Annotated in this window: 20 protein-coding genes; 9 read left to right on the forward strand and 11 right to left on the reverse strand. The window is 58.3% G+C overall.

Features of this window, described 5'->3' with window-relative positions:
- The first annotated feature begins 74 nt into the window (after positions 1-74).
- From AB4N43_RS27000 to AB4N43_RS27020, 5 genes are all read left to right on the forward strand, one after another.
- Complete coding sequence (locus AB4N43_RS27000; RefSeq protein WP_460152284.1) at positions 75-734, forward strand: TetR/AcrR family transcriptional regulator; 660 nt, start codon at positions 75-77, stop codon at positions 732-734.
- Between the two features lie 32 nt (positions 735-766).
- Complete coding sequence (locus AB4N43_RS27005; RefSeq protein WP_027925058.1) at positions 767-1606, forward strand: pyrroline-5-carboxylate reductase family protein; 840 nt, start codon at positions 767-769, stop codon at positions 1604-1606.
- A gap of 41 nt (positions 1607-1647) precedes the next feature.
- On the forward strand, positions 1648-2649 hold the full coding sequence (locus AB4N43_RS27010) for an ABC transporter substrate-binding protein (RefSeq protein ID WP_027925059.1): 1002 nt from the start codon (positions 1648-1650) through the stop codon (positions 2647-2649).
- A gap of 154 nt (positions 2650-2803) precedes the next feature.
- Positions 2804-3667, forward strand: coding sequence for an ABC transporter permease (locus AB4N43_RS27015; protein ID WP_371258955.1), 864 nt, complete (start codon positions 2804-2806; stop codon positions 3665-3667).
- Entirely contained in the window at positions 3657-4748 is a 1092-nt protein-coding gene (locus AB4N43_RS27020; RefSeq protein WP_059182564.1) for a quaternary amine ABC transporter ATP-binding protein, read from the forward strand. The genes AB4N43_RS27015 and AB4N43_RS27020 overlap by 11 nt, the downstream gene beginning before the upstream one ends.
- Positions 4749-5190: 442 nt before the next feature.
- On the opposite strand, the gene AB4N43_RS27025 is transcribed toward AB4N43_RS27020, so the two are convergent.
- Positions 5191-5532: a DUF6124 family protein gene (locus AB4N43_RS27025; RefSeq protein ID WP_027925061.1), complete on the reverse strand. Its 342-nt coding sequence runs from the start codon at positions 5530-5532 to the stop codon at positions 5191-5193.
- Between the two features lie 129 nt (positions 5533-5661).
- Between AB4N43_RS27025 and AB4N43_RS27030 the strand changes: the two genes are divergently transcribed.
- Complete coding sequence (locus AB4N43_RS27030; protein WP_460152287.1) at positions 5662-6303, forward strand: LexA family protein; 642 nt, start codon at positions 5662-5664, stop codon at positions 6301-6303.
- Between the two features lie 39 nt (positions 6304-6342).
- Here the strand turns inward: AB4N43_RS27030 and AB4N43_RS27035 are convergent, their stop codons facing one another.
- From AB4N43_RS27035 to AB4N43_RS27050, 4 genes are read right to left on the reverse strand one after another with little or no spacing between them, the layout of a single operon-like run.
- Complete coding sequence (locus AB4N43_RS27035) at positions 6343-8292, reverse strand: acetyl/propionyl/methylcrotonyl-CoA carboxylase subunit alpha (RefSeq protein ID WP_460152289.1); 1950 nt, start codon at positions 8290-8292, stop codon at positions 6343-6345.
- The gene (locus AB4N43_RS27040; protein WP_059182567.1) at positions 8292-9104 is read right to left on the reverse strand and encodes a gamma-carboxygeranoyl-CoA hydratase; all 813 of its coding nucleotides are present in this window, start codon (positions 9102-9104) and stop codon (positions 8292-8294) included. The genes AB4N43_RS27035 and AB4N43_RS27040 overlap by 1 nt, the downstream gene beginning before the upstream one ends.
- 13 nt (positions 9105-9117) lie before the next feature.
- Complete coding sequence (locus AB4N43_RS27045) at positions 9118-10725, reverse strand: carboxyl transferase domain-containing protein (RefSeq protein WP_027925065.1); 1608 nt, start codon at positions 10723-10725, stop codon at positions 9118-9120.
- A gap of 12 nt (positions 10726-10737) precedes the next feature.
- Positions 10738-11901, reverse strand: coding sequence for an isovaleryl-CoA dehydrogenase (locus AB4N43_RS27050; RefSeq protein WP_007946948.1), 1164 nt, complete (start codon positions 11899-11901; stop codon positions 10738-10740).
- 203 nt (positions 11902-12104) lie between these two features.
- On the opposite strand from AB4N43_RS27050, the gene AB4N43_RS27055 reads away from it, so the two are divergent.
- Positions 12105-13802, forward strand: coding sequence for an AMP-binding protein (locus AB4N43_RS27055; RefSeq protein ID WP_460152291.1), 1698 nt, complete (start codon positions 12105-12107; stop codon positions 13800-13802).
- A gap of 674 nt (positions 13803-14476) precedes the next feature.
- Here AB4N43_RS27055 and AB4N43_RS27060 read toward each other — a convergent pair.
- The 3 genes from AB4N43_RS27060 to AB4N43_RS27070 all read right to left on the reverse strand — a co-directional run bounded on the left by AB4N43_RS27060 (position 14477) and on the right by AB4N43_RS27070 (position 17063).
- On the reverse strand, positions 14477-15376 hold the full coding sequence (locus AB4N43_RS27060; RefSeq protein ID WP_027925068.1) for a hydroxymethylglutaryl-CoA lyase: 900 nt from the start codon (positions 15374-15376) through the stop codon (positions 14477-14479).
- A 148-nt stretch (positions 15377-15524) separates the two neighbouring features.
- Entirely contained in the window at positions 15525-15926 is a 402-nt protein-coding gene (locus AB4N43_RS27065) for a MerR family transcriptional regulator (RefSeq protein ID WP_027925069.1), read from the reverse strand.
- A 207-nt stretch (positions 15927-16133) separates the two neighbouring features.
- Positions 16134-17063 carry a LysR family transcriptional regulator gene (locus AB4N43_RS27070; protein ID WP_027925070.1) on the reverse strand — a complete coding sequence of 310 codons (930 nt, stop codon included), beginning with the start codon at positions 17061-17063 and terminating at the stop codon, positions 16134-16136.
- Between the two features lie 153 nt (positions 17064-17216).
- Here AB4N43_RS27070 and AB4N43_RS27075 point away from each other — a divergent pair, with 153 nt between their 5' ends.
- The gene (locus AB4N43_RS27075) at positions 17217-18446 is read left to right on the forward strand and encodes an acyl-CoA dehydrogenase (protein ID WP_027925071.1); all 1230 of its coding nucleotides are present in this window, start codon (positions 17217-17219) and stop codon (positions 18444-18446) included.
- Positions 18447-18514: 68 nt separating this feature from the next.
- Here AB4N43_RS27075 and AB4N43_RS27080 read toward each other — a convergent pair whose 3' ends face one another.
- From AB4N43_RS27080 to xthA, 3 genes are all read right to left on the reverse strand, one after another.
- Positions 18515-19741 (reverse strand): NHL repeat-containing protein, encoded by a 1227-nt coding sequence (locus AB4N43_RS27080; RefSeq protein WP_460152294.1) that lies wholly within the window; start codon positions 19739-19741, stop codon positions 18515-18517.
- Positions 19742-19880: 139 nt separating this feature from the next.
- Positions 19881-21221, reverse strand: a complete 1341-nt coding sequence (locus AB4N43_RS27085; RefSeq protein WP_460152295.1) for a substrate-binding domain-containing protein — start codon at positions 21219-21221, stop codon at positions 19881-19883.
- Between the two features lie 194 nt (positions 21222-21415).
- Positions 21416-22228, reverse strand: a complete 813-nt coding sequence (gene xthA / locus AB4N43_RS27090) for an exodeoxyribonuclease III (protein ID WP_027925073.1) — start codon at positions 22226-22228, stop codon at positions 21416-21418.
- 294 nt (positions 22229-22522) lie between these two features.
- On the opposite strand from xthA, the gene AB4N43_RS27095 reads away from it, so the two are divergent.
- The gene (locus AB4N43_RS27095) at positions 22523-23173 is read left to right on the forward strand and encodes a GNAT family N-acetyltransferase (protein ID WP_027925074.1); all 651 of its coding nucleotides are present in this window, start codon (positions 22523-22525) and stop codon (positions 23171-23173) included.
- Positions 23174-23236: the final 63 nt, after the last annotated feature.

Below are 23236 nucleotides of genomic sequence, written 5' to 3' on the forward strand. Positions count from 1 at the left end.
CACCTGTGTCAACACTATGGACACAGGTGTACATTTTGCTTGCGTGGTGTTGTATGAGCGGCTAGGATCGAGCCATGAACGAACAAACCAAAGCAGTAGAAACCGGCTGGAGAGGGTCCCTGGAAGGGTGGCTCGATGCAGCCTATGAAAGCCTGACCGAGTGCGGAGTCGACACGGTGCGGGTGATGCCGCTGGCCAAAAAGCTGGGGTTGTCGAGAACCAGCTTTTACTGGTTTTTCAAGGACCGCGAAGAGCTGCTCGCTGCTTTGATCGAGCGCTGGCGGGTGAAGAACACCGGTAATCTGGTCGCCCAGACCGAGTGTTATGCCGAGAGCATTGCCGAAGCGATGCTCAATGTTTTCGACTGTTGGCTGAACCCCGATCTGTTCGATTCACAGTTCGAATTTGCCATGCGCAGTTGGGCCTTGCAGTCCGCTGAAGTGTCCGAGCATATCCGCGTGGCCGACATTGCCCGCCGCGAAGCCTTGATCCGGATGTTCATGCGCTTCGACTACACCTACGAGGGGGCCGATGTGCGGGCCCGCACGATTTACCTGACACAGATTGGCTACATCAGCACCAACACCCGAGAGGATATCGGGGAGCGAATGCGGCGGATTCCCGAGTACGTGAAGATCTTCACCGGCCAGGAACCCCTGGAGCGTGAATTGAAACGCTTCTACTCCCGCCATGGGTATGTGATGGATGAGAATTCATCGTCTACCCAGGACTGATCGCAACGTCTGACTGACGAAGGCAGGTTCACATGTACGAAGAACCCACGATAGGCATTATCGGTGGATCGGGATGGCTTGGCCGTTCGATTGCCCTGGCAATGCTCGACAAGGCGTTTGTCCAGCCCGGGGCTTTGGTGCTTTCGAACCGCAGTGCGAGCAACCCGCTGACGAGTGCCAAGTGGTCACAGGTGACGGTAACGAGCGACAACCAGGAGTTGGTGGAGCGCTGCGAGGTGGTCATCGTGTCCGTGCGCCCCGAGCAGTTTGCCGAGGTAGAAATCTTCGCTGAAAACCGGCTGGTGATTTCCTTGATGGCAGGCGTTTCTCTGGAAGATGTGGTGCAGCGTACCGGCAGTCGGCAGGTGATTCGCGCCATGGCGAATGCCGCTGCCGAAATCGGCAAATCTTATACGCCCTGGCTGGCGACTCAACAGGTCAGCGAAGAGCAAAAAGCGTTCGCCCAGTGTTTGTTCGAAACCTTTGGTGGTGCCGATGAAGTCTTCAGCGAAAGGCATTTGAACTACCTGACGGCGTTGGTGGGTACAGGGCCTGCTTACCCGGCATTGTTGGCTCGCAGCCTGTTTCAGCATGCCGTGAGCAGCGGTTTGCCACCGGCAATCGCCCAGCGCGCTTGCCATGCAGTGGTGGTGCAAGCCAGTCAGTTGATTGGCGATGGGCGCTCCGTCGACGAACTCTTGCAGACGCTCATCAATTATCGCGGGGTCACGGCGGCGGGTCTCGACGCCATGCTCGCCAGCGGATTTGATAAAACAATAAAAGCAGGTCTGGATTCAGCGGCCTCGGTCGCCAGTTGCATGAATCCCTTTGCCCATTCTGCTGACACGAAAGAAGGTCCAATGACGCGGTAGTTGGCCCTCCTTAACTCTGGCCGCAATCGAGGTTAGCGTTTATGAATTTAAAGTCTTTCTCGAAAACGGGACTTGCACTCGGCATCGTCGCCTTCAGCGGTTGGGTGTCAGCCTCCGAGTGTGGTGATGTGACGATTGCCAACATGAACTGGCAATCGGCTGAAGTCATGGCCAACGTCGACAAGCTGATTCTCAACGCAGGTTACGGTTGCAATGCCGATCTGGTCACCGGGGATACGGTTCCGACCATCACCTCCATGGTCGAGAAGGGCCGGCCTGACATCGCCCCCGAAGGCTGGATCGACCTGGTTCCGGAGGTCGCCAGGAGCGGCATTCAAAGTGGCAACCTGATCCAGGCGGCGAACTCGTTATCCGACGGCGGCTCGCAGGGCTGGTGGATTCCGAAGTACATTGCCGATGCCCATCCGGACATCAAAAGCTTCGAGGATGTGAAAAAACATCCCGAACTGTTCCCGGCCCCTGACGACAAGAAAAAAGGCGCGATCTACAACGGCCCGCAGGGTTGGGGCGGCACCGTGGTCACCAGTCAGTTTTATAAGGCCTACGATTTCGAGAAGGCCGGTTTCGTCCTGGTGGACACCGGTTCGGCCGCCGCGCTGGATGGTTCCATCGCCAAAGCCTACGAGCGCAAGGCGCCTTGGCTGGGGTTTTACTGGGAGCCCACGGCTTTACTGGGCAAGTACCCCATGGTGAAGCTGGACAACGGCCATCCGGTCGATGCGGCGGAGTGGAAACGTTGCAATACCGTTGCTGACTGTCCTGATCCCAAACCGAATGGCTGGCCGATTGATCGGGTCTACACCCTCACCACCAAGTCCTTCGCCGCTCGCTCGCCAACGGTCATGGCGTACCTGAACAAGCGCGCCTGGTCCAACGAGACGGTGAATAAACTGATTGCCTGGATGACTGACAACCAGGCCACCGGTGAGGAAGGCGCCAAGTATTTCCTGAAAAACAACGAAGCGCTCTGGACTAAATGGGTTACCCCTGAAGCCAGCGGCAAGATCAAGGCTGCGCTTTAATCCACTTGGGTCGATGCAGCTCGCCTGTTCGCGCTGCATTGAGCCTCGCGCACCGATAACAATAAAAACACCCACGTATTGAAACGACCTGCCAGCTTCCTACGGTCTTCTACAAAAGGGGAATGTCATGGAGTGGTTACTCAGCTTTCCACACATGGAGGACGAAAGACTCCGGGCCTTGAAAAAGGCCATCGATGGCGCCTTTCGTAACTTCACCAGCACTTACGGCGACAGCTTTGAAGCCTTTTTCCAGCCGTTGCAGGTTTTCCTCAATCAGTCCGAAAGGTTCATGACCACGACGCCATGGCCAATCATCATTGTGCTGGTCGCCTTGATTGCCTGGTTCGCCAGCCGCAGTTGGAGAATTGTCCTGGGTTGCGTGTTCACACTGATGGCAATCGGTTATCTGGACATGTGGTCTGACACGATGAAGACCCTGTCGATGATCTTCGTCTGCACGGTGATATCCATCGTCATCGGCTTGCCGACCGGGATCGCGATGGCCCGTTCCAACCGTCTGCAGAACCTTGTCAGCCCGGTACTGGACGTGATGCAGACCCTGCCCAGCTTTGTCTATTTGATTCCAGTGGTGATGTTGCTGGGGATTGGCAAGGTCGCGGGGCTGATTGCGGTTGTGATCTACGCCTTGCCGCCGATGATCCGCTTGACCAACCTCGGCATCCGTCACGTTGACGCCGAGATGCTGGAGTGCGCCGACGCCTTTGGCTCATCCAGTTGGCAGAAACTGAAAAACGTCCAGTTACCCTTGGCGTTGCCCTCGATCATGGCCGGCATCAACCAGACGATCATGATGGCGCTGGCCATGGTGGTCATCGCGTCGATGATCGGGGTTCAAGGCTTGGGCCAACCGGTGCTCAAGGCTATTTCCAATCAATATTTCACCCTGGGCATTTTCAACGGGCTGGCTATTGTCGGTATTGCGGTGATCTTCGACCGAGTCAGCCAAGCCTATGGCCGAAGACTGCAAAAGCATTTGGAGAGGGTTCATGGCCACTGATCTGACCAACGATTTCGGCATCGAAATCAGGCATCTCTACAAGATCTTCGGTTACCAGGCTCAGGCCAGTATCGAGCGGGTCAAGCAGGGCATGAGCAAGGCTGAACTGCTGAGCAATCACAGTCATGTGCTGGGGTTGAAGGACATCAATATCAGCATGCCGTCCGGGGGGATTCAGGTGATCATGGGGCTGTCCGGTTCGGGCAAGTCGACCTTGATCCGCCATATCAACCGATTGATCGAACCCACCGCCGGCGAAGTCATCGTGGGTGGCGTGGATGTGCTCAAAATGAGCCCGACTGATTTGCGAGCGTTTCGCCGACATAAAATTTCCATGGTGTTCCAGAAGTTCGCGCTGCTGCCAAACCGCACCGTGCTCGACAACGCGGTGTATGGGTTGGAGATCCAGGGCATGTCCCGTGACAGGCAAGTAGAAATCGCTACAGGCTGGTTGGACCGGGTAGGGCTCCAGGGTTACGCAAGTCACTATCCCAATCAGCTGTCCGGAGGCATGCAGCAGCGCGTCGGCCTTGCCCGGGCATTGGCCAGTGATGCGCCTATTCTGTTGATGGATGAAGCGTTCTCGGCCCTGGATCCGCTGATCCGCATGGACATGCAGTCGGTGTTGCTGGACCTGCAAAAAGAGATCAAGAAGACCATCGTATTCATTACCCATGATCTTGATGAGGCACTGCGCATTGGTGATCGCATCGCGATCTTGCGTGACGGTGAGGTGGTGCAACAAGGCACCCGACAGGAAATCGTCATGACGCCTGCCGATGATTACATTGCCAACTTCGTCAAAGAAGTGAATCGGGGGCGGGTGATCGGCGTCGAAGCCATCATGCGGCCCATTGTTCAGGTGAAAGGTGGAGCGACGCTGACCGTACCCATGGGGACGTCATTGGAGTCAGCGGTCAAAAGACTGGTTGAGGCGGGGTTCGATGAATTGGTGGTCACTGACAGTCAGGGGCAGCCGGTCGGGCAGTTGGCGCTGAAGTCGATCATAGCGACGATGGTCACCTCGGCAGTGAGTGAGGAATCGCAGGTTGTTCAGCCAAGAGTAAAGTCGAAAGCGTGACGGCTTGCCGAAGTAAAACCGAGGGGAATTGCGGGGTGCAGAGGGGGCGTCTTCCATGACGCCGACGCAGCTTAGAGACTGTGCGATTGATTCTCAAGTGCTATTTTTAGAATCGTTTGGCCCAATGAAGCCGGGCTTCTCTTGCCAACCAATATTCCTTTGATATTATCCACGCCATCGAATTTGCAGCCCCCAAAGACTTCATTAGCCTGAAGGTAAAAGCCAGAATAACTGGCAAAAAAAACCCGGCAAAAAGCCGGGTTAAAAACCGTGATTAGCCTGATGAGGAGATAGTCCAGGAGACCGACCTGAGGTCACTTGGACAATCGACTGATCTCGCGATCAGCTGAATGCAATAATAATCATTCTCGTTTGAGAGTCAAATGATTTTATCTGCGCGACAGGAAAGCTCTTTCCTGTCCTCCCCAAACGCTCACCCGTTTCATGCGTTCCGATGCGCTTGCAAAGACCGATCGATCATCGCCTTCGCCATGTCGATCATGTGCACCGTCGAATAGGCCAGGTCGCGACTGGGACCGTTCAGGTTGCTGGCTGATTCATGTGCTGTCGCCGCGGCACATCGCAACAAATCCGAGGCATGAACCAGCGCCTCTTCTGCGCTGATCCCCGGGTTCACATCGAAGAACCGCTCCACGGCAGCGGGTTCGGACACAGTTGGTTTCAAGTAATAATCCAGCGCTCGCTGTGCGGCGGCGTTGCCTTTGGGCGAGGTCAAGGTGGTATCGATGTGCATATCTGGCAGGTCATTGCTGGGTAACGTCATGACGATGGCAAGCTCCGTGATAGATTCAGATCCGTGAATCCATCCTAGTACGAACTGTATTTGTGACTGGAATTTAAATACTACAAGTTGTGTTTTGTTGGTCGGAGTACCCCACGTATCGTGCCGCACATGGATAAATGGATTGAGTTAGTCAAAGCCAAGATGAGTGACCTCAAAGTCACTCAAGAGGTACTCGCCGACCGCCTCGGGATGTCCCAGGGTGGCGTGGGTCACTGGCTGAATAAACGCCGTCAGCCGAGCATTCAAGACATGAATCGTGTCTTGCGCGCGCTCGGGATGGATTTTCTGGAAGTGGCGATGGTGGTTCGGGAGGTCTTGCAGGACGACGAGCCTTGCCTGACGCACAAGTACAACCCGTACTTCCGTTACCCGGTCAGTGACTGGCGTGAGCCGATGCAGCTGCGTGACGGTGAGCTGGCGGTCTACGGCAAGCCACGCTTCGAACTCACCGACTACCGCGCCCAGGGCGCGGCGTTCTGGCTGGTGGTCGTGGGTGATGCGATGACGGCACCCACGGGCGTGAGCATCGCCGAGGGCATGATGATCCTGGTGGACCCGGCCATTGTGCCGGAGCCCGGAAAACTGGTGATCGCGCAGTGGTCGGACAGCACCGAGGCGACGTTTCGCAAGCTGATCGAAGAGGGCGGGCAGCGTTACCTGGTCCCGCTCAATCCGACGTATCCGAAAGCCCTTTATACCGATGAATGCCGAATTCTCGGCGTAGTGGTTCAGGCAACGGCCAAATTCTAATCAGATCGGTCCTCCTGGAACGTAGGACCGATCTTCATTTCACGCTTCTTCCAGTTCGACCAATGCACTGCCTTCGCTGACCATCTCGCCTTCCTGGCAATACAAGGCCTTGATCACACCCGCGTGGGGCGCACGAATGCTGTGCTCCATTTTCATCGCCTCCAACACCACCAATTGCGCCCCGGCTTCGACCGTTTGCCCGGCCTCTACCAGCACACGCACGATGCTGCCGTTCATCGGGGCGGTGAGCCCACCCTGATGGCTGTGGCTGGCTTCGACGGCGCCGATCGGATCGTAGGACTCGATGCGGCGCAGTTCACCTTCCCATTGCAGATAAACAGAGTCGCCACGACGGATTACTCGGTGCTGGCGGCGTACACCGTGGTGTTCGGTCAGCAATTGCTCGCCTTTAAGCTGGGCCGTGCAGACATCGCCCAGGGTCAATGCGCGGTCCTGGCCTTCGCAGCTCAAGTGCAAGGTGATTTCTTTCGGCAATCCAGCCCGGAAACCATTGCTGATTGCCCATGGCGAACTCACGTCATCTGCGCGCGGTGAATCGGCCTGGCTCTGGGCAACGGCCTGAGCGGCCGCTTGCCAGAACGCATCACTGAGGTCCGAAGGCGCGGGCAGCAATTGCTCCTGGAAGCGCGGGATAAACCCGGTGTCCAGTTCTGCCGCGGCAAACGCAGGGTGCGCGATGATCCGGCGCAGGAAGTTGATGTTGGTCTTGAGCCCGCCAATCGCAAACTCATCAAGCATGCTCAACAAGCGCAACCGCGCCTGTTCGCGATCCTCACCCCAGGCAATCAGCTTGCCGAGCATCGGGTCGTAGAATGGCGAAATCTCATCGCCTTCTTCAACACCGCTGTCGACCCGACGCCCCGGGCCTGCGGCGGATTCACGATACAGTTCCAGACGCCCGGTGGCCGGCAGGAAATCATTGGCCGGGTCCTCGGCGTACAGCCGCACTTCAATCGCGTGACCGATCAGCGGCACCTCGGCCTGGGTCATTGGCAGCGCTTCACCACGGGCCACACGAATCTGCCAGGCCACCAGGTCGAGGCCGGTGATGGCTTCGGTGACCGGGTGTTCAACCTGCAGGCGCGTGTTCATTTCCATGAAGAAGAACTCACCGCGCGAATCCAGCAAAAACTCCACGGTGCCGGCGCCGACATAACCGATGGCTTGCGCCGAACGCACGGCTGCCTCGCCCATGGCGCGGCGCAGCTCCGGACTCAAGCCTGGCGCAGGTGCTTCTTCGACGACTTTCTGGTGGCGACGCTGGATCGAGCAATCGCGTTCATTCAGGTACAAGCAGTTGCCATGCTGGTCGGCGAAGACCTGGATTTCCACGTGGCGCGGTTTGAGCAGGTACTTCTCCACCAGCATCCGTGAGTCGCCGAAGGAGGACTTCGCCTCACGTTGGGCGGAGGCCAGGGCTTCGGCCAACTGGCTGACATCCTCGACCACTTTCATGCCTTTGCCGCCACCGCCGGCGGTGGCCTTGAGCAGCACTGGATAACCGATGCGATCACACGCCTCGCGGAAGGTGTCGAAGTCCTGCGCTTCGCCGTGATAGCCCGGCACCAATGGCACGCCAGCAGTTTCCATCAGCGCTTTGGCGGCGGATTTGCTGCCCATCGCATCAATGGCCGAGGCGGGTGGGCCGAGGAAGATCAGGCCGGCGTCTTCAATCGCGCGGGCAAACCCGGCGTTCTCCGACAAAAAGCCGTAACCCGGGTGAATCGCCTGAGCGCCGCTGGCCTTGGCTGCCGCAATCAGCTTGTCGATTTGCAGGTAACTGTCGGCGGCTTTGCTGCCACCGAGGTCGACGCGGATGTCCGCTTCACGGCTGTGTCGCGCGTCACGGTCAGTGGCGCTGTGCACGGCCACGGTGGTCAGGCCCAGAGCCTTTGCGGTACGCATGACCCGGCAGGCGATTTCGCCACGGTTGGCCACCAGCAAGGTGGTGAGAACAGGTGCGCTCATCAACGTGGCTCCTTGGTGGTGGGGGCTTGCCAGTTCGGTGGACGTTTTTGCAGAAAGGCGCGCAGGCCTTCCTGACCTTCAGGGCTGACGCGGATGCGGGCGATGGCGTTTTCGGTGTAACGGCGCAGGGCCGGGGTCAGCGCGCCGTGGCCGACTTCACGCAACAAGTCTTTGCTGGTGCGCATGGCAGCGGGGCTGTTGAGCAACAGGTTGTCGATCCACTGATCGACTTTCTGCTCCAGCTCGGTGCCCGGATAGCTTTCCGACAACAAACCGATTTCCCGCGCCCGTTGCCCGCCGAAACGTTCCGCGGTCAGCGCATAACGGCGGGCCGCACGCTCACCGATGGCTTGCACCACGAACGGGCTGATCACCGCTGGCGCCAGGCCAATGCGCACTTCCGACAGGCAGAACTGCGCGTCGTCGGTGCCAATCGCCATGTCGCAGCAACTGATCAGGCCCAGCGCACCGCCGAAGGCGGCGCCTTGCACCACGGCAAGGGTGGGGATTTTCAGTTTGGCGAGGTTGTACATCAACTCCGCCAGTTCCCGGGCATCGTCAAGGTTGGTGTGGTAATCGAGCTCGGCCGATTGCTGCATCCACGCGAGGTCCGCGCCGGCGCTGAAATGCTTGCCGCGTCCACGCACCAGCAAGAACCGCAGGCTGGCGTCGCTGGCCACGGTGTCCAGCGCGAGGATCAGTTCGCGGATCATTTCTGCGTTGAACGCGTTGTTCTTTTCTTCACGGCTGAGCCACAGGGTGGCGAAACCCCGTGGGTCGGTCAGCAGTTCGAGGGTCTTGAAGTCGCTCATGGTTTTCTCCCGATCACATCCGGAACACGCCGAAGCGGCTCGGTTCGATAGGCGCGTTCAACGACGCGGACAAGGCCAGGGCCAACACATCGCGGGTCTGAGCGGGGTCGATGACGCCGTCGTCCCATAGCCGTGCGCTGGAATAGTAGGGGTGACCCTGTTCTTCGTATTGATCGAGGATCGGTTGTTTGATCTCGGCTTCCTGCTCGGCGCTGAAGCCTTGGCCGCTGCGCTCGGCCTGCTCGCGTTTGACCTGCACCAATACGCCGGCGGCTTGCTCGGCGCCCATTACGCCGATGCGTGCGTTTGGCCACATCCACAGGAAGCGCGGGTCGTAGGCCCGACCGCACATGCCGTAGTTACCGGCACCAAAACTGCCGCCGATGATCACGGTGAATTTCGGCACCTTGGCGCACGCCACGGCGGTCACCAGTTTCGCGCCATGCTTGGCGATGCCGCCGGCCTCGTACTTCTGGCCGACCATGAAACCAGTAATGTTTTGCAGGAACAGCAGCGGAATACCGCGCTGGCAGGCCAGTTCAATGAAGTGCGCGCCTTTCTGCGCGGCTTCAGCGAACAGGATGCCGTTGTTGGCGAGGATCGCGATCGGGTAACCGTGCAGGTGGGCAAAGCCGCACACCAGTGTGGTGCCGAACAGCGCTTTGAATTCATCGAACACCGAACCGTCGACCAGCCGCGCGATCACTTCGCGCACATCGAACGGCTGCTTGGCGTCCGCCGAGACCACGCCGTACAACTCGTCGCTGGCGTAGAGCGGGGCAATCGGGGCGCGTTGTTGCAGTTCGCCGAGCTTGCGCCAGTTGAGGTTGGCGACGCTGCGTCGGGCAATGGCCAAGGCGTGTTCATCGCTCTCGGCATAGTGGTCGGCGACCCCGGAAATCTTGCAATGCACATCGGCCCCGCCGAGGTCTTCGGCGCTGACCACTTCACCGGTCGCGGCTTTTACCAGCGGCGGACCGGCGAGGAAAATCGTCGCTTGCTGGCGTACCATGATTGCTTCGTCGGCCATCGCTGGCACATAAGCGCCACCGGCGGTGCACGAACCCATCACCACGGCAATCTGCGGAATGCCCATGGCGCTCATGTTGGCCTGGTTGAAGAAGATCCGCCCGAAGTGCTCGCGATCCGGGAACACTTCATCCTGACGCGGCAGGTTGGCGCCACCGGAGTCCACCAGATAGATGCACGGCAGGCGGTTCTGCTGGGCGATGGTTTGGGCGCGCAGGTGTTTTTTCACGGTCAGCGGGTAATACGAACCACCTTTCACCGTGGCGTCGTTGGCGACGATCATGCACTCGACACCTTCCACGCGACCGATTCCGGCGATCACGCCAGCGGCCGGAACGTCTTCACCGTACACCTCGTAGGCCGCCAGTTGGCTGATCTCAAGAAACGGCGAGCCCGGATCGAGTAAACGATTGATGCGCTCGCGAGGCAGCAATTTGCCCCGCGAGGTGTGGCGCTCTTGAGCCTTCGGGCCACCACCGAGCTGCACTTGGGCGAGCAGGGTGTGCAGGGCGTCGACCTGTTTGAGCATCGCCGCGCTGTTGGCGGCGAACTCCGCCGAACGGGGGTTGAGCTGGGTATGCAGGATAGCCATGGACAGCTCCGTTTAGCGGGTTTCGTTGAACAGTTCGCGACCGATCAGCATGCGACGGATCTCACTGGTGCCAGCGCCGATTTCGTACAGCTTGGCGTCACGCAGCAGACGACCGGCCGGGAATTCGTTGATGTAACCGTTGCCACCGAGAATCTGGATTGCGTCGAGGGCCATTTGCGTGGCGCGTTCGGCGCTGTAGAGGATCACGCCGGCAGCGTCCTTGCGCGTGGTTTCGCCACGCTCGCAAGCCTGGGCCACCGCATAGAGGTAAGCGCGGCTGGCGTTGAGTTGGGTGTACATGTCGGCGACTTTGCCCTGGATCAGCTGGAATTCGCCGATGCTTTGGCCGAATTGCTTGCGGTCATGGATGTACGGCACGATCAGGTCCATGCACGCCTGCATGATGCCGGTCGGGCCGCCGGAGAGCACGACGCGCTCGTAGTCGAGGCCGCTCATCAACACTTTCACGCCGCCGTTGAGCACGCCGAGGATGTTTTCTTCCGGCACTTCGACGTCGTCGAAGAACAGCTCGCAAGTGTTGGAGCCGCGCATGCCGAGCTTGTCGAACTTGTTGCTGCGGCTGAAGCCTTTCCAGTCGCGTTCGACGATGAATGCGGTGATGCCGTGCGGACCTTTTTCCAGGTCGGTCTTGGCGTAGATCACGTAGGTGTTGGCGTCAGGGCCGTTGGTGATCCAGGTCTTGCTGCCGTTGAGCACGTACTTGTCGCCGCGTTTGTCGGCGCGCAGTTTCATCGAGACCACATCGGAACCGGCGTTCGGTTCGCTCATGGCCAGGGCGCCGATGTGTTCACCGCTGATCAACTTCGGCAGGTACTTGGATTTTTGCTCGTGGTTGCCGTTGCGGTTGATCTGGTTGACGCAGAGGTTGGAGTGGGCGCCGTAGGACAAGGCCACCGACGCCGAACCGCGGCTGATTTCTTCCATCGCCACAACGTGGGCCAGGTAGCCCAGGCCAGCGCCGCCGTATTCTTCCGGTACGGTAATGCCGAGCAGGCCCATGTCGCCGAATTTGCGCCACAGGTCCGCGGGGAACAGGTTGTCGATGTCGATCTGAGCGGCGCGCGGGGCGATCTCTTTGGCGACGAAGGACTGAACCTGATCGCGCAGCATGTCGATGGTTTCACCGAGGGCAAAATTCAGGGATGGGTAGCTCATGGGGCACCTTTTGGCTTTTTTGTAGGGTGGGGAGGGCAATGATTCGGCTCTCACCTTTACGTTAACGTAAGCCTGTGACGAATGGCTGTCAATCACCCTTTACGTTAACGTCAACTTGAGCGAGAGTAGAGCCAGTTCAAGATAGAACGCGGGCATCCTGTGGGAGCGCCGCCAGCCCATTAATAAAGACAATAGGGGTCATCATGGATCAACCCAGTGCAAGCCCGCAGCGCAGCTATACCCGTGGTTCCCAGGACAAAGCCTTGCTGGCGATGACCATCGGCCAGGCGTTCGATAACACCGTCGCGCAGCAGGCGACCGGGGAGGCGCTGGTCGTGCGCCATCAACAGTTGCGCTACACCTGGCAGCAACTGGCCGAGGTCGTTGACCTGCATGCCAGAGCGCTGCTCGCGCTGGGCTTGCAGGCCGGTGATCGACTCGGCATCTGGGCGCCGAACTGCGCGCAGTGGTGCATCAGCCAGTTCGCCAGCGCGAAAATCGGCGTGATTCTGGTCAACATCAACCCGGCGTACCGCAGCTCCGAACTCGAATACGTGTTGAAACAATCCGGTTGCCAATGGCTGGTCTGCGCCGGCGCGTTCAAAACATCCAACTATCACGGAATGCTGCAAGGGCTCGTTCCCGAACTGGCCGAGCAATCCATCGGACAGTTACACAGTGAGCGCCTGCCTGATTTGCGCGGAGTCATCAGCCTGGATGCGCAGCCACCTTCAGGTTTTCTGCCGTGGTCGCAATTGGCGGATCTGGCCGCCAGCGTTTCGAATGAACAGCTGCGCGAACGCCAGGACAGCCTGCATTTCGATCAACCGGTAAACATCCAGTACACCTCCGGCACCACCGGATTCCCGAAAGGCGCGACCCTCAGTCACTACAACATTCTCAACAACGGATACATGGTCGGCGAAAGCCTCGGCCTGACCGCTAATGATCGCCTGGTGATCCCGGTGCCGCTGTATCACTGCTTCGGCATGGTCATGGGCAACCTCGGCTGCATCACCCACGGCAGCACGATGATTTACCCGAACGATGCCTTCGATCCATTGCTGACCCTGACCACTGTCGCCGAAGAAAAAGCCACGGCGCTGTATGGCGTACCGACCATGTTCATCGCCATGCTCGATCAGCCCCAGCGCGCCGAATTCGATCTGTCGAGCCTGCGCACCGGAATCATGGCCGGTGCCACGTGCCCGATCGAAGTGATGCGCCGGGTCATCAACGAAATGCACATGAATGAAGTGCAGATTGCCTACGGCATGACGGAAACAAGCCCTGTGTCGTTACAGACCGGTCCGTCAGACGAGCTGGAGTTACGCGTGACCACCGTCGGCCGCACCCAGCCGCAGCTGGAAAGCAAAATCATCGACGAGGCCGGTAATCTCGTGCCGCGCGGCACCATTGGTGAACTGTGCACCCGTGGCTACAGCGTGATGCTCGGCTACTGGAACAACCCGCAAGGCACCGCGGAAGCCATCGATCAGGCCGGCTGGATGCACACCGGCGACCTGGCGAGCATGAACGACGAAGGCTACGTGTGCATTGCCGGGCGCAACAAGGACATGATCATCCGTGGCGGCGAGAACGTTTACCCGCGGGAGCTGGAAGAGTTTTTCTTTACCCACCCGGCGGTGGCGGACGTGCAGGTGATCGGCATTCCCTGCTCGCGTTATGGCGAAGAGATAGTTGCCTGGATCAAGTTCCACCCGGGCCACAGCGCCACCGAGCAGGAACTGCAAACCTGGTGCAAGGAGCGCATCGCGCACTTCAAGACGCCGCGTTACTTCAAGTTTGTGGAGGAGTTTCCGATGACCGTGACCGGCAAGATCCAGAAATTCCGGATGCGTGAGATCAGTATCGAAGAACTGCGCGAAAACAAAGGCTAAACCCATCCCCCTGTAGGAGTAAGCCTGCTCGCGATAGCGGTGAGTCAGTCGACATCGATGTTGGATGTGCTGCCGCCATCGCGAGCAGGCTCACTCCTACAGAGAGCGGGGGAAATCACAAATCCCGGAAAGCACAAAGGGGAGCCGAAGCTCCCCTTTAATTTTGTCGTTGCGCGTGCTCTTTTTTTATTATTGAGGGGCGGTCTGTTTTTGTTTTTAGTGACCGTGACCCTTTACCGCTGTTTTTGTCGATCCCCATCCGGGATCAAGAGCAAACGTATTTTTTTGAGCGCTGATCTACTTTTTCGCTGAGCGATCCAACCAGTTCGGGAGCTACCTGAGGGTAGTTTTATTGTTCTCTGCCCGGTTGCGGGTAACTCCGAAAAGCACCCTGAAAAGCACATCCTCTCCAAAAAAATCTGTTAGCTGCGTCTCTGCCGTGTTGTTTTTGTTATGTCAGAGTCGTTACGTCTTATTTTTATTAGGGTTTGCTGCTTTTTTTGTTCTTGTTATGCAGTAGAGATAGCAGAAGCCGTGCCAACTTTTTAAAACCCTTTAAAATCAATGCTTTAAGATTTTGTAGGGTTTTCCGTATCAGGGAAAACCCTGGAATCTGTTTCCGTGTTACTCGCTTGCGCCCACCTTTGTGTCCACGCGGTAACACCCGGACACACTCACTGTGCGCTGCGAGCCTTGGCCACGCGCGAACCGCTTGGACGCCCCAGCACCGTGCAAATCTGTTGGCCGGCCAGGATCAATGCATCCAGGTCGATACCGGTCTCTATACCCAGGCCATTGAGCAGGTAAACCACGTCTTCAGTGGCAACGTTACCGCTGGCACCCTTGGCGTACGGGCAGCCGCCGAGGCCGGCGATGGAGCTGTCGAACACCGAGATTCCTTCCAGCAGGCTGGCGTAGATGTTGGCCATGGCCTGGCCGTAGGTGTCGTGGAAGTGCCCGGCGAGTTTTTCACGGGGCACGTCGGCTGCGACCACCTCGAACATCTTGCGCGTGGCGCCAGCGGTGCCGGTGCCGATCGTGTCGCCCAGCGACACTTCGTAACAGCCCATGGCATAGAGCTCGCGCGCGACCCGGGCGACTTGCTCGGGGGCGACGTTACCTTCGTAAGGGCAGCCCAGCACACAGGACACGTAACCGCGCACGCTCACGCCGTGTTGCTTGGCGGCGTCCATGATCGGTACGAAACGCTCCAGGCTTTCGCTGATCGAGCAGTTGATGTTGCGTTGCGAGAAGGCTTCAGACGCGGCGGCGAACACCGCGACTTCCTTGACCCCGGCCGCCATCGCATCTTCAAACCCGCGCAGATTGGGGGCGAGGGCGCCATAGGTCACGCCGGGTTTGCGCTGGATTTGTGCGAAAACCTCAGCGGAACCGGCCATTTGCGGCACCCATTTTGGGGAAACGAAACTGCCGACTTCTATATAGCCGAGGCCGGCGGCGGTCAGGGCGTCGACCAGTTGAACCTTGTCGGCAACGCTGATGGGTTGGGCTTCGTTTTGCAGACCGTCGCGGGGGCCGACTTCGACCATGCGTACGTGGGTGGGTAGAGACATGGGAATCGACCTGTGTTGATTGTCTGAATGTTCAAATAACCCTGTAGGAGTGAGCCTGCTCGCGATAGCAGATTTACATTCAACACATGTATTGACTGATCCGGCGCTATCGCGAGCAGACTCACTCCTGCAAGGGGATTGTGTGGCCCTATTGAATAACCTTCTGGTTCTGGATGGTCTGTTCCAGCGCTTGAGTGCAGCGTTCCTGCGCGGTATCCAGTTCCAGCTTCATCTGCTCGATGTCGAGCATCTGCTGTTCCAGCTGCTCGCGGCGCTCGGCGATCTTGCTCAACATGGTTTGCAGTTGTTTCTGATTGCCGCCTGTGGGGTCATATAGCTCGATCAGCTCGCGGCACTCGGCCAGGGAGAAGCCGATGCGCTTGCCCCGCAGAATCAGCTTCAGGCTGACCTTGTCGCGGGGCGAGTAGATACGTTCCTGGCCGCGACGCTCGGGGCTGAGCAAGCCTTGCTCTTCATAAAAGCGGATGGCCCGCGTTGTGATGTCGAGCTCGCGGGCGAGGTCGGAAATGCTATAGGTCTGGCTGCTCATGGAAGCGCTCGAAAAAGGTCATGGCGCTAAGCTAATGGCAGGTTGACGTTTACGTCAAGGGGCTGGGGTCTATGGTTTTCTTAAGGGCCTCATCGCGAGCGGGCTCTCTCCTACAGGAGATCTCTGCACCGACATAGATTGACTAGTCACCGTAGATCCCCTGTAGGAGTGAGCCTGCTCGCGATGGGAGCACCTCGGTATCAAGTCCTACACCTTTTCAAGCTTCTTCTCATGCGCCGTCACCTGCTGGCACAACTCGATCATCTGCTCGCGCATCCAGCGGTTCGCCGGGTCCTGGTCAGTGCTTTCGTGCCAGTAAAGATGAGTTTCCACCGGCGGCACGTCATTGACCGGCAAGCTGAAGGCGTGCAAGTCATTGCGACGGGCAAAGCGCTCCGGCACGGTCATGACCATGTCGGTCTGCTGCAATACTTGCGAGGCCATCAGGTAATGCTGGGAGCGCAGGGCGATTTTGCGCTGAATGCCCATTTTCCCCAGTGCCAGGTCGACATGCCCCAGACCACTGCGGCGGCTGGAAATATGGATGTGGGTCAGCGACAGATAATCATCCAGAGTGAATTTCTCTTTGCCCGCCATTGGGTGGCCCTTGCGCATGGCGCACACGTACCGGTCTTCCATCAACTTGACGTGGCGCACTTGCGGGTCAGTATTGAGCGGCGCATCCACCGCGAAGTCGAGACGCCCGGCCGCCAGTTCCTTGGTGGTTTCGCGGCGCTTGGACAGGAAACTTTCAATGATCACCGTCGGCGCCAGGCGGCGCAGGCGCTGAAACAGTGGCGGCAGGATCACCGCTTCGGTGAGGTCGGTCATGCTGATGCGGTACGTCTTGACCGCTTGCAACGGGTTGAAAATGCGGCTTTCCTGCACCGACACCCGCAACAGGGAGAGGGCGTTACGCACCGGCCCGATGATGTTCTGGGCCATGGGCGTCGGCACCATGCCTTGGGCAGTGCGCACAAACAACGGATCGTTGAAGGTCTCGCGCAAGCGGGCCAGAGCGTTCGAGACGGCGGGCTGGGTAATGCCGACAATCTGCCCGGCACGGGTCAGGTTGGCTTCGGTGTAGATCGCGTCGAAGACGATGAAAAGGTTGAGGTCGACCTTGCTCAGATTCATTGCGCTGCACTCTTATTGTTGGTTCTCAATCACCCGATCATATATCGGTGATGAATGTTAATACACGCCGAGAATAGGCTAGGTAAATTATCAACGCTGTTCTAGCATCGATACATGACCAAAAACAACCTCTGCCCAAGAAGGTAAATGCTCATGGATTTCGCTTATTCGCCCAAGGTTCAGGCACTGCGTGAGCGCGTAACCGCGTTCATGGACACTTACGTTTATCCCGCCGAAGCCGTGTTCGAGCGCCAGGTTGCCGAAGGCGATCGGTGGCAGCCGACGGCGATCATGGAAGAACTCAAACTCAAGGCCAAGGCCGAAGGTCTGTGGAATTTGTTTCTGCCTGAGTCCGAACTCGGCGCCGGCCTGACCAACCTCGAATACGCGCCGCTGGCCGAAATCATGGGCCGTTCGTTGCTGGGCCCGGAGCCGTTCAACTGCTCCGCGCCAGACACCGGCAACATGGAAGTGTTGGTGCGCTACGCCAACGAAGAACAGAAACAACGCTGGCTCGAACCGCTGTTGCGCGGGGAAATCCGCTCGGCGTTCGCCATGACCGAGCCGGATGTTGCCTCCTCCGACGCGACCAACATGGCCGCCCGCGCCGTGCGTGATGGCGATCAGTGGGTCATCAACGGCAAGAAATGGTGGACCTCAGGCGCCTGCGATCCACGCTGCAAGATTCTGATCTTCATGGGCCTGAGCGATCCGGATGCGCCGCGCCACGCCCAGCACTCGATGATTCTGGTGCCGGTGGATACCCCGGGCGTGAAGATCGTCCGTCCGCTGCCGGTGTTCGGTTATGACGACGCGCCGCACGGCCACGCCGAAGTGCTGTTCGAAAATGTCCGCGTGCCGTACGAAAACGTCCTGCTGGGCGAAGGACGCGGCTTCGAAATCGCTCAGGGTCGCTTGGGCCCAGGCCGGATTCACCACTGCATGCGTTCGATCGGCATGGCGGAGCGCGCGCTGGAATTGATGTGCAAACGCTCGGTCAGCCGTACCGCATTCGGCAAGCCGTTGGCACGCCTGGGCGGCAACATCGACAAGATCGCCGACTCGCGGATGGAAATCGACATGGCACGGCTGCTGACGCTGAAAGCGGCGTACATGATGGACACCGTGGGCAACAAAGTGGCGAAGAGCGAAATCGCGCAGATCAAGGTAGTCGCGCCGAACGTGGCCTTGCGCGTTATCGACCGGGCGATCCAGATCCACGGCGGGGCAGGGGTTTCCAACGATTTCCCGCTGGCCTACATGTATGCCATGCAGCGCACCCTGCGCCTGGCCGACGGCCCGGACGAAGTGCACCGTGCGGCGATTGGCAAATTCGAGATTGGCAAGTATGTGCCGAAAGAAATGATGCGTAGCGGGCACTGACAAAACCTTGAGTACGCCAGCAGACGGCTTCGCTGCTGGCGTCCCGGGAGTCTTTATCGCGAGGTTTGTCAGCCCTGCACACCGCAGACGACGGACATAAACGCGTTTTCTCGCCTGCCTGCAACGATGATCCTCCCGCCTTCCTGAATGGTCACAGAATACGGGGTGCCCGGCACTGATGATTTAATCCAGCCCGTGTTACCAAAACCTGTGTCAAAAGTACCGTCAGGCAATAACCTTCCCCAAAACATTGAAGAAGGGAACCCGGGCGTCCAACCTGCCACGACAATTTTTTCGTCGTGGGGCTGAATCGACAGTGCGCTCCAATTCGCGTTTTGATGACCTAGCTCCGTACGTAATTCCTGACCTCCGTTAAACGTCTGGTCAGGTTTTCCATGGGTGTCAAATCGCATCAACAGGGCTGCAGAACGCCCGGTCATACCCGCGCAAAGCAGCTTCCCGTCGGCCTGAACGATCAACTGACCCAATTCATACCGGCCGTCTTCAGGTCCTAACCGCACATATCCGTCGTTGCCAAAACTCTTGTCGCGTGTGCCGTTAATGTCAAACCGCGCCAGCACAATTTGGGAGACGGAAGCACTTGCCGTGACGTAATGGCCACCGACAACGATTTTGCTGTCCGGTTGTATAACCACGCTAATCATTCGGCAGAGGTGCTCGCCAAAACTGATCTCGACGTTGCCTTGCTCACCGAAATCGCGATCAATCCCGTCACTGTTATCGCCTCTCCCATCCTTTTTCAAGCGTGTCAGTTGCCCCAAATTGCCAACACCCGAGGCATCAATCTTCTGAGTCAGGACGACGATTTTGCCGTCGTGCTGGAGGCATCCGTCAGTCGAATCGTAATTTGAGGAGAATGCAGGAGCGGGCAACTGTACGGTGCCGAAAACAAGGTCAGGGCTGCCACTGTCATTGAGACGTAAAACTGCCGGTGCTCCTAGTTTTCCTTGGTCAGTGAGAATATCGCCGATGACCAGAATTTTTTGCTCTTGAAGTATCAGTCGGCAGGGTTTGGATCTTCTGCCACTTTCAAACTGTCCCGTCACAATACCGTCGTCACCAAATGCAGTATCTCGACCGCCATTGATGAGGTTCCTGCGGATTTGAAATGCTACACCGTCCTCGATGGCGTAAGTCAGCGTGCCGTTGTCCGAAGAGACAATCGAATGAACAGTGCCGTTGGCAGGACCCGGCACAGTGCCTAGAAAACCAAAGGACTGATCCAGATCACCAGACTTTGACAACGGTATTGGCGCTTGAGTGGGGTTTGTCATGTCAGCGTTCCTTTCTGGTGAGAAACCCTTGATCGGGATCCCACCATTAAGCGACTGCCATCAACAAAGTGAACCTGTAGGAAATATCAGTTTTAGTATCTTTACAGGCCGGTTTTGTGGCGTTGGGCGCCGGTGTGATTCAGTAAACCCAAACCTCAACCCGTCGATTCTTGATCCGCCCTTCATCCGCGTTATTCGCCGCCACTGGCATTTCCGCACCAAAGCCGCGAATCTCGCGAAACACCACGCCGCTTTTCACCAGTTCTCGCCGCACCGCCATCGCCCGCAGCTTCGACAGCAGATCGGCGCGTGCCGGATCGCTCTTGGCATCGCCAAACCCGACCAGCGTGACCTCGCGGTTGGTTTTGTCATGCTGCTTTATATAGTCGAGCACCCGCGTCAGGTCCTGTTGCGCCTTGTTGTCGAGCGTTGCGCTGCCTTCTTCAAAGCGGAAATTCACCGACAGCCGCTGCGCGTGACGACTGAGTGCCTGATAGCCCTCCGGCATCAACGCATTCGGCGTGACCGTGATGGCCTGGACCGTCTGGGCGATAAAACCGTTGGCCGCGACAATCGCCTGGCCTTTGCTGCTTTGCGTGAACACCGCCAGGGCCTCGGCCCATGGGTTTTCCCCATGGGGCGGCAGGTAGAAAAACAGCCGGCGGGACAACGGATAGTCTTCGGTGGCGATCAGGCTGTTAAGCGGCAACATCGCCTGGGATTGGCCATCGACGATTGCCACGGCTTTGGCCTGGCGCACATAGGGCAGGCCGATGAAGCCGATACCTTGCGGGTCAAGACTGACGGCGTCAGACAATTGTTCACTGGACTCGAAGCGTTTCGCGGCGCTGTTCAGGGTTTTCCCACGACGGCTGAGGACTAATTCCTTGAACGTGTCGTAAGTGCCCGACTGGTCATCCCGCGCATAGACATGAATCGCGCCACCGCTGCCGCCGAGCTCTTCCCAGGTTTTGGCTTCGCCACTGAAGATTCGCGCCAGTTGTTCGGTGTTGAGCTGGTTCAACGGGTTTTGCGGGTGAAGGATGATCGCCAGGCCATCGATGGCGATGACTTGTTCGGCGTCGGGGCTTTTGAAGTCGCCCAAGGGTTCGAGGTCCACCACTTCGCTGTCCTTGATCGGACGCGAAGAGGCGGCGAGGTCGGCATTGGTATTCTTCAGCGCGGTGAAGCCGGTGCTGGAGCCGTGCGCTGCCACCTCCACCACAACGCGACGGCCTTGTGCCGTTTCGCCGACGATGCGCAGTTCGTTCGCGGTGTCCGATGCTTCGCTGTGAACCTTGAGCAGGCCCTGTTCGCGCAACAGCCCCTCGACTAACGCCGGGCCCAATGCCGCACCGATGGTGTTAGAGCCCTGGATGCGCAGCACCGGGCCATTGGCGGAGATTGGTAAATCAGCGGCCGATGCCGTCAGGGGCAGGCCGGCGCACAGCATCCATAGAAACAAAACGCGCAGCGTCATGCCCGCACCTTAAAAAACCAAAGAAAGTGCGGGGAGAATAAGTCAGTAAGATTTCCGAAAGATGACAGTTATCTAATATAGGAGTGAGCCTGCTCGCGATAGCGGACTGTCAGTCAACAAAGATGCTGAATGTACAGCCGCTATCGCGAGCAGGCTCACTCCTACATTTAGGGGGTTGTGTTGAACTTTGGATATCAGCTCAATTCAAGCCAGATCGGCGCATGATCGGAGGGTTTCTCCATCCCTCGCAGGTCGTAATCCACGCCAGCATCCTTGACCCGTGGCAACAAGCCATGGGACGCCATGATCAGGTCGATCCGCAGCCCGCGCTTGGGTTCGTCTTCAAACCCACGGCTACGGTAGTCGAACCAACTGAAACGGTCGGCCACGTCCGGGTTCAGGTGGCGGAAACTGTCCACCAGGCCCCAGTTTTTCAGGCGGGCCATCCACTCGCGTTCTTCCGGCAGGAAGCTGCACTTGCCGGTTTTCAGCCAGCGTTTCATATTGTCCGGACCGATACCGATGTCGCAGTCTTCCGGGGAAATATTCACGTCGCCCATGACTACCACCGGCTGATCGTTGCTGAACTGGCTTTCCAGCAGTTGCTGCAGGTCGCTGTAGAAGCGTTCCTTGGCCGGAAACTTGGTCGGGTGGTCGCGGCTTTCGCCCTGTGGGAAATAGCCGTTCATGATCGTCACCGGCACGCCGTTGGCGTCGGCGAACGTGCCCCAGATGAAGCGGCGCTGAGCGTCTTCTTCATCGGTGGCGAAGCCTTTGTGCAGGGCCAGCGGTTCTTTGCGCGAGAGCAGGGCGACGCCGTAATGGCCTTTCTGCCCATGAAAATAAACGTGATAGCCCAGCGCCTGTACCTCGGCCAGCGGGAACTGGTCGTCGTGAACCTTGGTTTCCTGGAGGCCGATGACGTCTGGCTGGTGTTTTTCGATCAGCGCTGCCAGCTGATGCGGGCGAGCGCGCAGCCCGTTGATGTTGAAGGAGACGATCTTCATGGTCGGCAGTCCTGGCAAAAGGGCGATGCTAGCTGACATGTAGGAATCGGGCCAGTGTAGGGTGAGGGGATTCGTGTTCGGCGGTTGGTCTTTCATCGCTGATGCGGGCCTCATCGCGAGCAGGCTCACTCCTATCGTCCGAGTCTGGTCTATACCTTTGTGGGAGCGAGCTTGCTAGCGATGGCGTCATCACAGTCAACACTGATATCGATCAGTAGGGAACTGTGTCAGCACCGATAGGCTCGTACCAAGAAGAGCACAGCCATTTGAGCTGTACCGGGGAGATCAACCGTTATGCCTGAAACCTCGACCGCCATCGCCGACATTCACATGCTCGACAGCGGCTATGCCCACGAAGCGCGCTCCCTGCTGTACCACGCCTACCGGCACGAGCCGACCTTTGGTTACCTGTTCGAGGCCGAACGTCCCGGTTATGAACATCGGGTGCGGGCCACCGTGCGTGAATTGGTCAAACAGCATTTCCTTCAGGATTTGCCAGCCATCGGCCTGCTGGTCAATGACCGTTTGATCGGCATCGCGCTGATCGCGCCGCCGCAACGACGCCTGGGTATCACCGAAAGTTGGGCCTGGCGTTTGCGCATGGTGCTCAGTACCGGGTTTCGCTGCACCCGTCGCTACCTCGATTACCACGCCGCCGTCGCGGCCTGCGTGCCGAGTGATTCGGTCCACGTGCTGCCGCTGCTGGGGATTCACCCGCAATTCCAGGGCAAACACTTCGGCGAACAACTGCTGCAAGCGGTGCATAACTGGTGCGCAGTCGATGAAACCTCCCAGGGGGTGATCCTTGACACAGGGAATCCTCGCTATCTGGAGTTCTATAAGCGTCAGGGTTATGAGGAAATCGGCGAGGTCGCGGTAGGACCGATTCGCGAACACGTGTTTTTTCACGCCAATCCGCAGGTGTTGCAAACCGCAACGGCATAAACGGTAGAACTTTAACGCCATGCGAGGCTCTATCACGCTCCCAAGCTCGTGATAGCATCCGCG

The sequence above is a fragment of the Pseudomonas sp. S2_B07 genome (assembly GCF_054668435.1).